Raw genomic sequence first — 14,909 nt, forward strand, 5'->3', positions numbered from 1 at the left:
GTCCGCGGTGCTCGACCACATCTGTTCTGTCAGGCTCCGCCCTCGGCGTCGCGGTGTTCGCCCCGTCTGCCATGCGGGCCTGCGCCGGCCGGGTGCACGTCACCGGCCGAGCCCGTCGGTGGGCGGGTGTTCGCGGCGGTCGCGAAGCTCGGGGGAGATCGACCCCGCGGGCGTCCGGGCCTGCCCTCTGGTCCGCTCCATGGCGGCGCACGGACCGACGTCCGCGATCGAACTGGATGACGGGGACGGCCGGTGTGTGGCGGTCCTCACGCAGTTCGAGATCGTCGGGGAGCAGGTCCATGGAGCGTGGGAGGAGTTGGCGGCCTCGCTGCCCGATGCACGCTGAGGACCGGCCGCTACGGCCCGGCGTGGACGTACGCCGCCCAGATGTGCGGGTGCGGGACGCGGGCGCGCAGTTCGCGGATCGTGTCGTGCAGGGCGCGGGCGGGACCGGGGGAGCCGGGTGCTGTCGTACGGCGGTAGAAGTCGCGGGTCACCTTGTCCGCGTGGGTGCTGTCGATCTTCCACAGGGTGCCGACCGCAGTGGGGAAACCCGCGAGCAGGAACGAGCTCGTGATGTGGATGGCCTCATCCGAGAGGTGCTCGGTGGTGCGTGCGGTACCACAGGCCGCCAGGAACGCGAGCTGGGCCACGCGCGGGCGGACCTGGCAGATCTCCCGGACCGAGACCTGCTCGCCACTGGGCAGGTGGAGCAGGGCGCCCGAGGGCTCCGAGGGGTCCGTCGCCGCGTGGCAGCCGAAGTGCGCCCAGGAGGCGTCGTGCAGCGCCCTGAGCACGACGTCCCGGGTGGCCTCCGGGCCGATTAGTGTCCGGTGCGCGCCGAGGAGTCCGGCGGCGTAGTCGGCGGCACCCGCGACCCCGGGCAGGTCGTCCTCGGCCGCGGCGACCAGCAGGGCCCGGCCGTGCTCGGCGGTGCCGCGCTGCCGCGCGCGGGCCCGGACGTACGCCAGGGTCTGCAGTCCCGGTACATAGGACGACACCACGGCGTCGAGCGCGGCGCCGCAGCCGTCGGGCGCGCAGTCGGGCGACCGGCATTCGGCCGCGTGCAGCGGCAGGGCGCCGAAGGCTCCCGTCGGCACCCACCAGATGCGCGGCCACTGGGCGTGGGCGGGGACGGGGTCCGCGCAGCCGACCGCCTCCAGCACTGGGCGCACGATGCTGTGCCAGGTCCAGTCCAGCGTCTTGCGGACCGTGTTGCCGTGGTCGACGAGCTGGAGCGGGGACGGTCTCGACCCGCCCTGCGTGTTGATGGCGTCGACCGCTTCCCGCAGCTCCCGGGACTTGTCGGTGACATCCTGGGCCGCGACGTCGAGGGGCAGGGTGGTGATCGTCCGGTCGGTGACGACCAGGGCGTGGCAGTAGCGCTTGCCGCCGTGGTTGAGGACGACCACGGGGCCGTCGGCCGCGAGCGCCTTCAACTCCTGCGTGGTGAGCGGCCGCAGGAAGCCCTCGAAGCCGGGCCGGGTGCGGATGTCCCGGACGAGGTCGTCGAGCGTGCGGGAGGCGCGCAGGCGCGCCAGCCGGGCCCACTCGGCGTCGCCGGGGGCGGACGTCTGCGGCCGCGCCTCGATCTGTGCCGTCAGCCGTTCGAACTCGGCGGCCAGTGCCGGGTGTTGGGCGCGCAGTTCGCCGAGGTCGGCGCGGGCCTCGATCCGCCGGGTCAGCAGCAGCCCGCGGCCCCGTTCCAGGAGTTCGGCGGCGCGGTCGACGTCGGGGCCTTGGAGGCTGCGGTCGATGGTGGGGAGTTCGGGCGGGACCTGCCCCGCTTCCCATTCCCGCACCGACTCCTGCGCGGCCTTGAGATATCCCGGGAGGCGAGGGACGACATCACGCAGTTCCACATGGCAGAGGATCAGCTCGACGATCGTCCTGATGTCGCCCTCGAACGACGACAGACCGTGCTCGGCCGCGGCCTGGTCGGCGCCCCGGTCGGTAAGGGTGGCCATGGCCTCGATGGCCTCTTCGAGATGGTCCAGGGCCTGGCCGATCTGCTGCCGGCCCAGCGCGCCGGCCGCGGCGCCGATTTCGCCGTGGGCCCGCAGCCACACCGGGACGGCGCCAAGACGCAGCACCTCGGGTCCGGCGGTGCCGTCGAAACGGCCCAAGACGGGCGCGAGCTGAGCCGTGAGGAAGTCTGGCGGGGCGCCGCCCGGGGCGGTGGTCGTCTCCGGGAGCCGGCCCCGGGCGAAGAAGTCGAGGGCCGTACGCATCACGTCGGCCAGGTCGAACGGGGCGCCCGTCGGCAGCTCCTCCGCCGAGAGCGTCCGGCTCACCTCGTCTGCCTCCGCGAACAGCGCCTGCGAGCGCTCCGGTTCGGTGGCCCGCAGCGCGACGGCGCGCTGCGCGAGGGTCCGGGCGAAGGTCGTCGCGATCATCGGGCGCATTGGGTGACCGGGGCCGCACTTCGCGAAAGTCGTCCGACACTGCTCGACCACGGCGTCGTCGAGGTCGGGGCGGCGACCGCCGGCTTGTCCCACGGTCTCGACGAGGTCGACGTAGGCGTCGCCCATCAGGTCGTACCAGGGCCGCTCGGCGGTGACGGGCGCGGCCTCGATGGCGTCCCGCATCCGGCGGGCGATCTGCCGGGCCCGGTCCAGCTGGGCCGGTTCATGGCCGAACAGGTAGTTCTGCAGGGCGTTGTGGAACCCGGTGCGGGCCGCCAGCACGACTCTGTCGGTCTCGGTCACCACCGGGTCGCCGGGCTGTGGCTCCCCCTCGAAATCCGGCATGAGGGGTGCGCCCGGCGCCGAGGCGAGCAGGGCCGCCGCTTCCCGGGCGCCCTCCGCGTTGAAGCCGCGGAACGACAGGACCGTCAGGGCGTCCGCGAGCATCCGGTCGAAGTCGCCCGGGAGGTCGACGCCGTACTCACGGCTCTCGCGCAGCAGCTCCACGACCTCTTCGAGGACGGTGTAGTCCGGCGCCTGGGCAGTCTGGGCGGACAGTGCGCTGCCGAGCACGGCGGAAAGGTAGGGACGCATCTCGTCGCCCGCGGACGTGAGGTTGCGAAGCTCCCGGATGGCCGCGATGTCGGCGTTCAGGGTCTCGGAGCCCTCCAGCCGGACGCCCCCCATGCGGGTCAACACCTCGACCATGCGCCCCAGTTCGCCGTCCGGCACGCCCCCCGTCTCGGTCGAGACCACGGCGACGGGCAGCGCGACCTGGAACAGCCCCTGCCGCAGCAGCTCCGACACGGGGGACCCAGCCGGAGCGGCGGCCACCGACTCCTCGGTCAGCTCCCGGCACTCCGCGTCGAGCAGCCCGGCCCGCGCGGGCGCGATGTCACGCAGCGTCTCGGCCCGCATTCCGGTGACCGCGGCCAGCACGGCGACGTAGGCGTGCCGATGCGGCCGGTCGGCAGGGAGCAAGGCAAGGGCGGCGCGATAGCGGACGATGCGCCTGTCGGCGCCGTCGTCGGGCTCGAACCCCGAGGCCAGGGAGGCCAGTTCCATGTCGATGTCGGCGGGGGCGCCGTCGCGTTCTGCCTGCGACCGTGCCTGCTCGACCACCCGCCCGATGAGCGGAGCGACCCGCTCCAGGTCGGCCGGGTCCACGCTCCGGCTCGCCTCCTGCAACTCCCGGAAGGCGGCGAACATCTCCCGCTGCTCGTCGCTCAGAGGCAGGCTCTGCAGGAGCGGGAGCATCCGCTCCAGGTCCTCGAGGTCCGGATCGCCGCCGTTGCTCAGGTCCTGCAACTGCCGGTAGGCGGCGATCATGTCCTGGTGCCGGTCGTCCAAAACGCCGACGGAAGCGAGGAGTTCGGTGGCCTCGACGGCCGCCTCACCGTCGTGGCGTGCCGCGGCCAGCGCCCCGAGGGCCCGGCCGAGGGCGGTGACGACCTGGGGGTGCGCGGGGTGCACGGTGGGTGTGGCGGCCAGGGACGCGCGCAGCCGTCGTACGGCGCAGGCGACGCGGCCCAGGTCGTCCTCGGCGATACCGGCGTCGGCGATGGCCGCGCCCACCCGCAGGTCGAACTCGCCGGGCCAGGTGACCGGCAGGGTGTGGAGGTGGCGCAGCTGGCCCAGCCCTTCGGCGGTCTCCGGCAGGAGGGTGCCCTGCGGGATTGCCGCGATCAGCGCTTCGACGACGGCGAGTGGGGGCGTGCCGAGGAGCCGGCATGCGTCGACCAGGGTGCGCAGGGCGGGCGCGGCGGCGGCCTGTACAAGAGCGGGGTCCAGCGCGCAGGGGGCGACGGCGCCCAGGCGTGCGCACACCGCCCGGGCGTAACGCAGGGCCACCAGCAGCGCGTCCGGGTCCACCATGAGCTTGAAGCGCTCGACGTGGAGTTCTAAGGCGTGGACCGACAACTCCAGGAATCCGGCGTGGTCTTCGTCGGCCACGTACTCCAACGCAGCCTCCGACCAGGCGATCGCGGCTGCGAGCGCGGCGGGCCGCTCCTCCTGCGGGCCGGTGGCCGCGATGTCGGTGTGCGCCCTGCTGACCAGGTAGGCGAAGCTCGCCTCGTTGGACGGGTCTGCGGGGTCGAAGCGCTCCACAAGGACGGCCGGGAGCCCTGCCTCCGGAGGCAACCGCGGGCACAGGTGGATGAAGGTGCCGAAGACGACGGAGAGATTCTGCTCCGCCTCGGGATCCTCGTCGCCCAGGTGCCGGAACCAGAAGGTCCAGAAGACATGCACGACCGACTCCAGGTCGACCGGCGCCTCCGGCGCGGGCGCAGCCTGCCGCAGCAGGGCGAGCGCGTCGGCCACCGCCTCCGGATCCCTCAACGGCCCGGGATTGCCGGTGTTCTGAGCCGTGACGAGACGGGCGACCACTCGGCCGCGAAGCTCGGTCATAGATCGTTACATTAGTCTGACCGGAAGTCAGAGGGCAGTGGTTCGCAGGACGTTGAGGGAGGCCGCCGTGGGGGACGGGGCGAATACGCGCAGGGTGTACGAGGATGCGGTGGAGTACCTGTGCCGTCATGTGGAGGAGCTGCGAGCACTGATCCCGGACGCCGTCTGGGAGTCGGCCTTCCCGGTTGTACGGGACGCGGACCCGGCCGGTGACGCGTGGCGGAACGCCGTACGAGAGCTGCACCAGGCCGTCGAGGCGGGCGGTGTCCCGAACGGACTGGGGCTGCCCGCCGTGATGGGTGTGGCTGACTGGCCCGGCCGCCGGATCCCACGGGCGTCCGGCTGGGTCTGTCCCAAGCAGAACCGTTGTGGCCGCGTCGAGTTGCGCAACGGAGCCGCGACCCAGACCCCGACCTGTGCGTTGGGCGGCGCCGAGATGCGTCCGGTGGGCGGCTGACGACGATGGGGCTTCTCATCGAGCTGCAGAAGCGCATACCCGACGGCTGGTTCCTGCGACGGCTGCTGCCCGCCGTCCTGTTCTTCGTGGTCGCTGTCGTCGGCGGCGGCGAGCTGGGGCACGCCCACTGGAACGACGTCCCCCTCGCCCGGGAGGAGATCGCCGACGCACTGCGGACGGGCGGCGGTCTGACCGCGGACACCGTCGCCTCGTTCGTGCTCTTCGCGGTGCCGGTGGTAGCGGCGGCGTTCGCGGTGCCCTATCTCGCGTCCGGAATAGGGGCGTTGGCCGCCGGGGCCTGGCCGTGGTGGCTCATGCCGGTGGGTGATCTCCTGACCAGGTGGCGGCGACACCGCTGGGTGGAGCCGGACGAGCTGGCCAGGAGATCCCTACGGGCGAGCGCCGACGGGAACACGCTGCGGGCCGCCCGGCTCGACGTACGCGGGGCGCGCGCCCGCGAGAACGGGGAGCCCGGGTCACCCACCTGGTCGGGCGACCGGTTCCACCGCACCGAGGAATCGATCAGACAGCAGGGCGGCGACCTCGTCACCGGCTGGACCACCCTCGTCCTCGGCGCCCAGGACCCGCCCCGAGCCGCCCTGGCCGGAGCCCGCGATGCCTACGACGCGGCCTGCGAAGCCCTCGTATGGAGCGCGGCGTTCACGCTAGTCGGAGCGTGGTGGTGGCCCGCAGCACCGGTCGGCGTCCTGCTGGGCCTGGCGTCATGGCGCACGCTGCGGCACGCGGTGGAGGCGCTGTGCCGGACGACGGAGGCGGCGTTCACCTTGCGGGAGACGCAACCTCCGCCCGCCCAGCCCTGAGGGAAGGAGCGCACGGATTCCACGCTTCCGACGCGAAGCGAGATACCTGCAGCTGAAAGTGGGTGGAGACAGAGGGGCGCACGAGATTCGACGCTTTCGACCAAGCGCCTGTAGAAAGTCCACGCCGAACGGCAGCGTGTGTTTGCCGTCGGCGCGAGCGGCAACGCGCAGTACATGAGCCAATCGAACAGTGACGCGAAGCAAGATTCCAAGGCCAACCAGAGCGCTTCAGCCAAGGCCCGCCAGGCCACGGCAAAGGCGACTGCCCCTGCTGCGAAGGCGGCGGACAAGACGGCCGAGGCGTCAGGTGACGTGGCCTCAGCAGCCGTGGACGCGGCCGAGCGTACAGCCGGAACGGGCGCTGCGATCGTGAACAGTACGGCCGAACGTGTCCAAGCCGGCCGTCAGGTCGTCATCGACGCCTCGGGTCAGGCCGCGGCCGTGGCCAAGACGGCGTGGACGGTGATCGCCCATCGCAAGGTTCTCGCCGCTGGTGTGGGCGCGGGTCTGTCGGTGCTGGGTGCCACGTCCTACCTGGCGGGTCGCCGCGCGGGCCACCGCACGCACGGTCCGATCACCCGTCTGACCGGCGGGCGGATCTGAGGCGAGAAGCGAGTCCCGCGACTCGGCGAGCCCGTCATGCGCCGGGGCGACCCAACGAGCGTGCCGCCAGCGCGACTTGTCCGGCATCGCCGCGCTCTACGGCTGCCCTGACCAGACGCCGGACAGGCTCTGGAGTTGACCTCCGAGGGCGCGCCGGCCTGTCCGATCACCATTGACGGTAGCTCGAACGTGGGGGACGCCGCGTCCGAGTGGGACGACGACATTAGCTGGGTCATCACTCAGCCCTGGGCCTGACCCACCCGTTGGAAGCCGCCGCAGCAACACTCGCCGCGGCGGCTTCCGGGCGGTCGGGGCCTGCCCCAGCGTGTCCGGAGCCGGGCATTGCTCGGCACCTCTGCGCTGCACCGTCCGGCTGCGTCGCGCGGCCACCATCCGCAGTACCTCACCGAGACACCGCCGAGATCACCGACTGGCCTTTCGTCAGGTCGAACTCCACGCGACGGATGGGCCGCACACCGCGACGGGCTGGAACAACGACCACGACGGACTCGAAGAGCTCCTCCTGGACCTGCCCGCCCGGTGCCCCGGGCAGTCGCTCGTCATCACCGAGAACGGGAGCGGCCTTCGAGGACCCTGTCACCGTCGGTCCCAACGGCACCCACGCCGTCCACGACCCCGAGCGCGGCGACTGCATCCGTCGCCACCCCACTGCCGCCGATCGGGCACTTCGTCCGGTCGCTGATGGACAACTACGAGTGGGGCTATGACTGTTCCAAGCGTTTCGGCGTCGTCCACGAGGGCTACGAGACGCAGCACCGCACGGTCAACTACCCGGTCGTGGACGACCGGGCTTGCTGCTCGAGTCATCACTGGGTGTGATGGGTACGGCTGCGTCCAGTACTCACGCGTTGACTTCCTCCCCCGCCTAAAGGCGGGGGATTCCGGCGGTCGCCCGCTGGGGTTCCTGCTTCACCGACGACTGCCCCGTCCGGGAGGACTCCCGTTGAGGTCTTACACCGTCTCCACAGGCAGATGCCGCCAGCCCGGCGGCCAGGATGTTGCGTGCCGCGTTGATGTCGCGGTCATGCACCGCGCCGCAGGCGCACGTCCATTCGCGGACGTTCAGCGGCATCTTCGCCGCGACCGTGCCGCAGTTCCCGCACAGCTTGCTGCTGGGAAAGAAGCGGTCGATCACGACCAGCTCGCGCCCGTACCAGGCGCACTTGTACTCCAGCATGGAACGCAGGTCCGTCCAGGCCGCATCACTGATGGCGCGTGCGAGCGTGCCGTTCTTCAGCAGGTTGCGCACGCTCAGGTCCTCGATCACGACCGTTTGATTCTCGCGGACGAGTCGAGCCGACAGCTTGTGCAGGACGTCGCGGCGCCGGTCGGCGATCCGCGCATGCACCCGGGCGACCTTGCGGCGGGCCTTCTCGCGGTTCGCCGAGCCCTTCGCCTTGCGCGACAGCTCCCGCTGTGCCTTCGCCAGGCGGGCACGATCCCGCTGCTCATGCCTGGGGTTGGCGACCTTTTCCCCGGTGGACAGGGTCACCAGGGAGGTGATCCCGGCGTCCAGGCCGACGGCCGCCGTGGTGGCGGGGGCCGGGGCGGTGGTGTCCTCGCACAGCAGGGACACGAACCAGCGGCCCGACGCGTCTCGGGACACCGTCACCGTGCTCGGCTCCGTCCCCTCGGGCAGCGGACGCGACCAGCGGATGTCCAAGGGGCCGGCCATCTTCGCCAAGGTCAGCTGTCCGTCGCGCCAGGTGAAGGCACTACGCGTGTACTCAGCCGACGCCCGCGACTTCTTACGGGACTTGTAGCGCGGGTACTTCGCACGCTGGGCGAAGAAGTTCCCGAACGCCGTCTGCAAATGGCGCAGCGCCTGCTGCAACGGAACCGAGGACACCTCCGCCAGAAAAGCGAGTTCCTCGGTCTTCTTCCACTGCGTCAACGCGGCCGAGGACTGCACATAGGAGATGCGGCGCTGCTCGCCGTACCAGGCCCGCGTGCGCTCCTCCAGGGCCTTGTTGTAGACGAGGCGGACACAGCCGAACGTGCGCGACAACTCAGCCGCCTGCCCGCCGGTGGGGTAAAAGCGGTACTTGAACGCCCGCTTGACCTGCTCCGCCATACCTCACAGCGTATCAATTTCCGTGTGGGCAAAGGGAGTCGGCCGGTAGACGGTGCACGCCGGTCCGCCTGGGCGGCGAACCGGCTTCCCCTGCCCTGCTCCGCAGGAGCTTCGATTCCTCCCCGGCCTGAAGGCCGGGGTATCCACGAAGGACAGACCCGATGAGGGTGAGTGCAGGGGCCGTTGGCTGGGCCCCCGCAGACCCACTGCATCCAGCCGCGTTGGCGGATGTTGTGGGAGGCGTTGTGGTCCGCGTGCTCAACTAAGCCGCAGGACCGGCAGGTGAACCGGGCTTGCGAGGCCCGGTTTCCGCGTTCGGTGTGGTGGCACTTGGAGCATTCCTGGCTGGTGTAGGCCGCAGCGACATACGTGACCGGGACTTCGGCGCGCCTTGCCTTGTAGGCGATGAACGCGCCGAGTTGAGCGAAGGGCCAGGAGTGGAGCGTGGTGCGTTGGGGCTTTCTCAGCCGTGCCCGCTTGCGGGTGCCCGTGAGTGTCTCCAGGGCGATCCCGCGACCGGTGCGTTGAGCCTCCGCCACGATCCGCTTGGAAATCTTGTGGTTGATGTCCTTGTTCCGGCGGGCTTCCTTGCCAGCGGCTCTCCGCGCTGCCCGGATGCAGGAGGTGCTAGCACCGTTGCAGTACTAAGCCAGTAGAGCGCCGAGGAGCAGACCGCCGATCAGGCCGACAGCGCTGACCACGAGGGCGGGCACGGCGAGCCGCTCGTGTCGGACGGTCTTGGCGATGATGGCCAGTATCAAGGCGATCACACCGAAGACGATCGGAAAGAAGAGCAACGAGATCACACCCAGCACCATCGCGATGATGCTCAGCACGTTGCCGGTCGCCGTGCCCTGCGGTGCACTGTGGGGCTGCTGCCCGGTCGGTCGGTCGCCATACTGCGTGGTCATCTGTCTCTCCTTCGCGTGATCGCACTCCGACCCGATCCCGACGTGGATCGGCCACCCTACGGTTGCCCGCGATTCCCGTGTAAACACCGCGACTTGAGGTCGCGGTCACCATGACCGCAATGGGAGCCATACGGTCATTACCCGTGCCGTCAGGAACGATCGCGGGTGTGTCAATTGCCTCAACGTGCCGCTTCGCGAGGGCTGCCCGGTGTCACGCGGACCATCCGGAAGCGCCCTGGTCGATCTGTGCAGGACTGATGATTTCTGTGTGCTGGCTGATACGCGACTTGTTGATGATCTATCAGTTCCCTTTGCTGTTACGTGGTTTGACAGTGGCTTACGGGGGCGGGGGCACACGCTGAGCGTTGTCCGAGGCACACGACGTCGCCCGCGCGGGCCGTGACCTCAAAGGGGGAGAGTCAGTTGAGAGCACGCGCGTTACGGACAACGGTTTTAGGGGCGTTGTCCGCAGCTTTGCTGTTGGTGGGAGTGCTTCCTGCGCAGGCCGCCTCCGGTGCAACGAACGCGGCCGGTGGGGACGGCGTGACGTACAAGGTCATCCCGTATGTGATCTCGGATCCTGATCTGGTGGCCCATCCGGAGAGGGTGATCAAGGAGCTCAACCGCAGTGGTGGGTCGCTCGATGCCCTGGGTGTTGCTCCGGCTACCGAGGACGGGCCGTCGAAGATCACGAAGTCCAAGGCCGCACAGGGCGTCGACGCTCAAGCGGAGCCGGAGTCGTACGTGGTGGATTCCTCGCGGTTCCCTGCGGGCCGGATCCCGGACGACATCTACGACTACCCGACCTCCGACCAGTGCGAGGACCAGTACGACCTGGCCTCGCGCGACCAGGGGTGGATCAAGAACCGGTACTCCTACTGCCAGATCCATCTGCTGGTGATGCCGGCTGTCCGGTGCGGCATCTTCCCGCCCCGATGCACCACCACCGGTGTCTTTGTGTCCCGCAACCGGCTGATGGGCTTCGGCAAGGTCGGCGGCGCGGAACACATCAGCACCTCGCGGTGGGCGGACTTCCGCCTGCAAGTAGGCGTCATCCAGGCCACCGGACCCTTCGCAGAGTCCGGTGCGGACCTCACCGCGGAGATCGAGTGCGAGGGCAACTACCTGGACGACGACTATCCGCAGACCGACGAGAACGCCTGTTTCGCCGGACTGAACGACGAGGTCGAGAAGTCGATCGGTGAATGGCGCCGGGACGGTTCCGCGCACCTGGACCTGCTCTCGCAGGCATCCAGCCCGGATGCAGCCATGGGGGAGCAGATCGGCACCGGCGTCTTCCACATCGAGTACGACTTCGATCTGCCCTGGTACTTCCAGTTCATCGACACCGAGAGCCCCGAAGGCGGCATGCGGTTCGACTCGGCCTGGTATCTGCAGTCCCACAAGCTCGGGTCTGTGTTCGACCGGGCGGTGCCGGGCATGTCCTACACGAAGTCGGATGCGGCAGTCGGCGGCGTCGCCACGCATCTCGAGGAGGCCCGCGCCAACCCGGCGGCCACCATGCCGACCCAGGCAGACAAGCACCTGGCCGGCGGCTCACCCGGTGACCCGATCCACCGTCTGGCCCAGGCCAAGGGGGACAAGCAGAGTTTCCGGTACGACGAAAACCGTCGCATCGTCCGCAACTTCTGCGCGACCAGGGCGATGCAGGACCTCAAGGCAACCCTGCCAGTGGACCAGGGCCCGTACGACTGCGACGAGTACCCGATGGCCTCGACGTACGAAGGCGCGGGGCGGCACCTGTTCCCCGACGAGCCCTACGGTGGCATCCAGTACGAACGCCACTACTCGGCACGGTGGGTCAACAGCGAGGTCAACCAGGAAGCCGGACGACGACTCGGCCGCTGGTACGACGTGGACCGGCTGCTCGACCAGGACGCCTTCTACATACCCATCCGCTGACCGCCGACCACTGACCAGGAACACTGTGGGGCCCCACTCGCCAGCGGGGCCCCCGCTTGCCGCGCTCAGCCTAGGTCCGGCCAGAACTGAACCAGCGCCCAGCCGCCCGGCCGCGCGAACCCGTCTTCCGGGACAGGGGTGTTCTCCCGCCACCCCACGCGGGCGCGCCACTTTCCGGCCTGCGGGAGCCGAAACACGTCCGACTTGCCCCCGGCCGCGATCTCATCCACGAGAAACCGGCCCGAGGGCAGGTCCAGCAACAACTCCTCAGTCGACGGCCAGTCGTCCGCCTCCACCGGCGCCGGACCGTCCCAGGCTTCCAGCCGCAGCCGAGCGTTCACAATGTCCTCGGCCGACCCGATGTAGACCATGGTGGCGTTGGCGCTGACGAAACTGCCGACGGAGCGTGGGGAGGCAGGCCGTTCCCCCGCCTGGCCCTCCTCATCGATCAGGCCGAACAGCCGGTGGTCCACGACCACATCCAGTTCTCGGCACGACACAAGCTCAGACATACAACACCCTCTGAGGCCGACGTATCACGAGCTGCTCCCCGGCAGGCTATGCCCGGACGCCCTCTGCGCCCAGCCCGTCCAGGCGATGCGCACCGCGAAGGACCGTTGTCGCGACCGCTTGGCCTGGTGGTCGAAACCGGTAACCGGAGCACGGGCAGTCGCCCACGGTGGACTCTCACCAAGGAACCGTAGCTGCAGGCAGTCGGTGAACCCGTCTCACTGCGAAGGCTGTCCGCTTCGCAAGCGGGGCTGGCGGCGACCAGGACGAGCGGTGCTTGACGCAGTGCCATTACGCCGAACCGGTGATTGGCGCAGATGGCCCACGCCTTCTTTTCCCGCCTCGGCGTTGTGGATCATGTCTGCCCGTCACGTGGTGGCTGAGCAGGCACCTTTGGCGATTTTCCATTTCAAGGAGCATGGCCAGCGTGTCAGAGAACAGGGTCTTGGTACATGACGTGCCGCTCGCGCAGAACCCATCCACGGCCAACGCGGTACTTGCCGCGTTGCTGTAGGGACGCTCGTTCGCGCTGATCCTGGAGCCTCTCCAAGCCCCGCGCCTCCTCGCCCTGTCACCGCCCCGAGCGGCTGGCGGGGCAGCCGCCATCGGCGCTCACACTGCTTGGCCTGCCCCCGGGCCGGGCACCCCCTACCGCTTCGGCACAACCAGAAAGTACAGACATGGGACTGGCATACCTGCGCTCGGACGCAGACCGGGCGATGGGCGTCGGCACGGGCCGCGTCCTGGTGCGGGAGACGGCCGGGTGCGGCAGGGACATGGCCCTCGCACTGCGCACCGCAGCGGGGACGAGCAAGGTGACCGCGCCCTACTGGATGGGCCGCCGCTTTCTTGGCGCGGCAGGCCGCCCGCTCGCCGACGACACCCCGCTCTCGCTCAGCTTCCTCACCCCTGGCCAGCCGGCACGCGTGCGCATCCGCAGGAACCAGAGCGATCTGCTGATCCTTTGGCAGGTGTTCCTGAAACGCTTCTACGAACTCGGCGTGCACTACCGCCTCGACGAGGACATCACCACCCTCGACACGATCGTCGACCTCGGCGGCAACACCGGCCTCGCCGCGGCCTACTTCACCGCCCGCTACCGCCCCCGCACCCTGCTGAGCGTGGAGCCGATCCCGCAGAACGTGGCCGTCCTGCGGCACAACGCCGCCCTGTCCGGCCTCGACTGGAAGATCGAGCCCGCGGCCGTGGCCGGGGCGTCCGGTACGGCGGAGTTCACGGTCAGCGCCTTCTGGGACACCTGCACCGCCGTGCCCGCCGTGGCCGACCTGCGCCGCACCCGTCCCTACCGGCTGGAGAACGTGCTGGCCCGGCCGAGCGTACGGGTGCCCGCGCTCACCGTGGACGAGGTGCTCGCCAAACACGGCATCGGCCACGTCGACCTGCTCAAGGTCGACATCGAGGGCAGTGAGGCCGAGGTGTTCAGCCAGGTCCAGCCGTGGATGGAGCAGGTGGACCGGATCGTCCTGGAAGTCCACGACAAGTACATCGACGGCGAAACCGTCCGGAGCACGATGCGCGCGGCGGGCTTCCGCCAGGTACCGCCGCGCGTCCCGGAGCCGGCCGGCTTCAACCCCGTCGAGCTGTACGTGAAGCCGTGAACGGCAACAGTGCGACGGCACGCACAGCCGACCTCGCAGCACTGGCGAAGGCCACTGCGCCCGCCGCCGTCGTGTTCGACTGCGATGGCACTCTCATGGACACCGAGCCATGTGCCGACGCCGCACGCAGAGCCCTCTTCGCCCGCCGGGGCCACATCTACGACGATGCGGCCCGCGCCTGCCTTGTCGGTCTGTCCGTGGCCCAGGGCGGGGAGGTGATGGCACGTCTGTTCGGGCACAATGCAGCGCAGTTGGCGGGAGAACTGGCACAGGAACTCCTGGCCCAGGTCGCCCACGGGGCCCAGCCGATGCCCGGTGCCACAGACCTGCTGCGCCGGCTCACCGGCAGGGTGCCGATCGCGGTGGCCAGCAACGGGCCTCGCGTTCTCCTGGACAAGTCGCTGGCCCGCGGCGGTCTGTCCCGATGGCTGCCGATCACAGTCTCGGCGGACGATGTTCCCTCGCCCAAGCCGCACCCCGCCTGCTACCTCGCCGCCTGCACGGCACTCGGCGTCGACCCGGCGAGCGCCCTGGCTGTCGAGGACTCCCCGGTCGGCGCCCGTGCGGCCCACGCCGCCGGGATGACCGTGCTCGGCGTCGGCGGCCTGACCCGCGGACCGTACGTACACGCTCACGTACCCGCCCTCGACGATGCCGCGCTGCGGCGCTGGCTCGCCGGGTGGTGAGCGGCGGCTGTCCGACGCAGCGCCCTGGCGTGGGGTAGGGACCCTGCCGAAAGTGCCCTGCCGGATCCGTACTATCCACGCGCACAGCACCACTTCCCGGTTCCGGGTCAGGAGACCCAGCCCGTACATCCGGCTCAGCCCGATGCCGATGCCGATGTCGGCGCCAGAGCGTGTGCAGCCGCCGTGGCCCTGCCCGGCTCGGACCGTTCCGCGCCAACCGGCGGGCGGCAACCACCGGGGTCTCGGGATGCGGGTGAACTGACCGCTTTTGAAGGGCTGTTGGGCCAGCTCCTTTTGTCCTGCGGGGGAGGAGGATGGCTGTTGATGGAGTGTCAGGCTCCGCCAGGACGGCGGGGTGACACGCGGTGGCAGCTGTCCTGAGGCGATGGTTGCCGTGCTGGGATGCCCTGTCGGGGATGCCACGGCGGAGTCGGCGCTGCTGAGGCTGTGGCCGGTCGTTGGCGGGAGGG

Annotated in this window: 12 protein-coding genes and 1 pseudogene; 8 read left to right on the plus strand and 5 right to left on the minus strand. The window is 70.0% G+C overall.

The features are described from left to right. Positions 1-199: 199 nt before the first annotated feature. Positions 200-346, plus strand: coding sequence for a hypothetical protein (locus OG381_RS46555; protein ID WP_327722042.1), 147 nt, complete (start codon positions 200-202; stop codon positions 344-346). A gap of 10 nt (positions 347-356) precedes the next feature. Here OG381_RS46555 and OG381_RS46560 read toward each other — a convergent pair whose 3' ends face one another. After that, complete coding sequence (locus OG381_RS46560) at positions 357-4,814, minus strand: CHAT domain-containing protein (protein ID WP_327722043.1); 4,458 nt, start codon at positions 4,812-4,814, stop codon at positions 357-359. Positions 4,815-4,881: 67 nt separating this feature from the next. On the opposite strand from OG381_RS46560, the gene OG381_RS46565 reads away from it, so the two are divergent. From OG381_RS46565 to OG381_RS46580, 4 genes are all read left to right on the plus strand, one after another. Beyond that, positions 4,882-5,271: a hypothetical protein gene (locus tag OG381_RS46565; RefSeq protein WP_327722044.1), complete on the plus strand. Its 390-nt coding sequence runs from the start codon at positions 4,882-4,884 to the stop codon at positions 5,269-5,271. A gap of 5 nt (positions 5,272-5,276) precedes the next feature. Beyond that, positions 5,277-6,092, plus strand: coding sequence for a hypothetical protein (locus OG381_RS46570; protein WP_327722045.1), 816 nt, complete (start codon positions 5,277-5,279; stop codon positions 6,090-6,092). Between the two features lie 138 nt (positions 6,093-6,230). Beyond that, positions 6,231-6,695: a hypothetical protein gene (locus OG381_RS46575; RefSeq protein ID WP_327722046.1), complete on the plus strand. Its 465-nt coding sequence runs from the start codon at positions 6,231-6,233 to the stop codon at positions 6,693-6,695. 702 nt (positions 6,696-7,397) lie between these two features. Next, positions 7,398-7,535 (plus strand): hypothetical protein, encoded by a 138-nt coding sequence (locus OG381_RS46580; RefSeq protein WP_327722047.1) that lies wholly within the window; start codon positions 7,398-7,400, stop codon positions 7,533-7,535. Positions 7,536-7,581: 46 nt separating this feature from the next. Here the strand turns inward: OG381_RS46580 and OG381_RS46585 are convergent, their stop codons facing one another. From OG381_RS46585 to OG381_RS46595, 3 genes and pseudogenes are all read right to left on the minus strand, one after another. Then, complete coding sequence (locus OG381_RS46585) at positions 7,582-8,790, minus strand: RNA-guided endonuclease InsQ/TnpB family protein (RefSeq protein ID WP_327722048.1); 1,209 nt, start codon at positions 8,788-8,790, stop codon at positions 7,582-7,584. A 278-nt stretch (positions 8,791-9,068) separates the two neighbouring features. Next, a pseudogene (locus OG381_RS46590) lies at positions 9,069-9,407 on the minus strand (IS200/IS605 family accessory protein TnpB-related protein); the annotation flags it as partial. 27 nt (positions 9,408-9,434) lie between these two features. Then, positions 9,435-9,701, minus strand: coding sequence for a hypothetical protein (locus OG381_RS46595; protein WP_327722049.1), 267 nt, complete (start codon positions 9,699-9,701; stop codon positions 9,435-9,437). Between the two features lie 543 nt (positions 9,702-10,244). Here OG381_RS46595 and OG381_RS46600 point away from each other — a divergent pair. Then, complete coding sequence (locus OG381_RS46600; RefSeq protein ID WP_327722050.1) at positions 10,245-11,624, plus strand: NucA/NucB deoxyribonuclease domain-containing protein; 1,380 nt, start codon at positions 10,245-10,247, stop codon at positions 11,622-11,624. Between the two features lie 65 nt (positions 11,625-11,689). Here OG381_RS46600 and OG381_RS46605 read toward each other — a convergent pair whose 3' ends face one another. Further along, on the minus strand, positions 11,690-12,136 hold the full coding sequence (locus OG381_RS46605; protein ID WP_327722051.1) for a hypothetical protein: 447 nt from the start codon (positions 12,134-12,136) through the stop codon (positions 11,690-11,692). A 678-nt stretch (positions 12,137-12,814) separates the two neighbouring features. Here OG381_RS46605 and OG381_RS46610 point away from each other — a divergent pair. Further along, positions 12,815-13,753 (plus strand): FkbM family methyltransferase, encoded by a 939-nt coding sequence (locus OG381_RS46610; RefSeq protein WP_327722052.1) that lies wholly within the window; start codon positions 12,815-12,817, stop codon positions 13,751-13,753. 71 nt (positions 13,754-13,824) lie between these two features. Next, positions 13,825-14,439, plus strand: a complete 615-nt coding sequence (locus OG381_RS46615) for an HAD family hydrolase (protein ID WP_327722743.1) — start codon at positions 13,825-13,827, stop codon at positions 14,437-14,439. The last annotated feature ends 470 nt before the right edge of the window (positions 14,440-14,909 follow it).

The organism is Streptomyces sp. NBC_00490 (assembly GCF_036013645.1).
Taxonomy (GTDB): Bacteria; Actinomycetota; Actinomycetes; order Streptomycetales; family Streptomycetaceae; genus Streptomyces; species Streptomyces canus_F.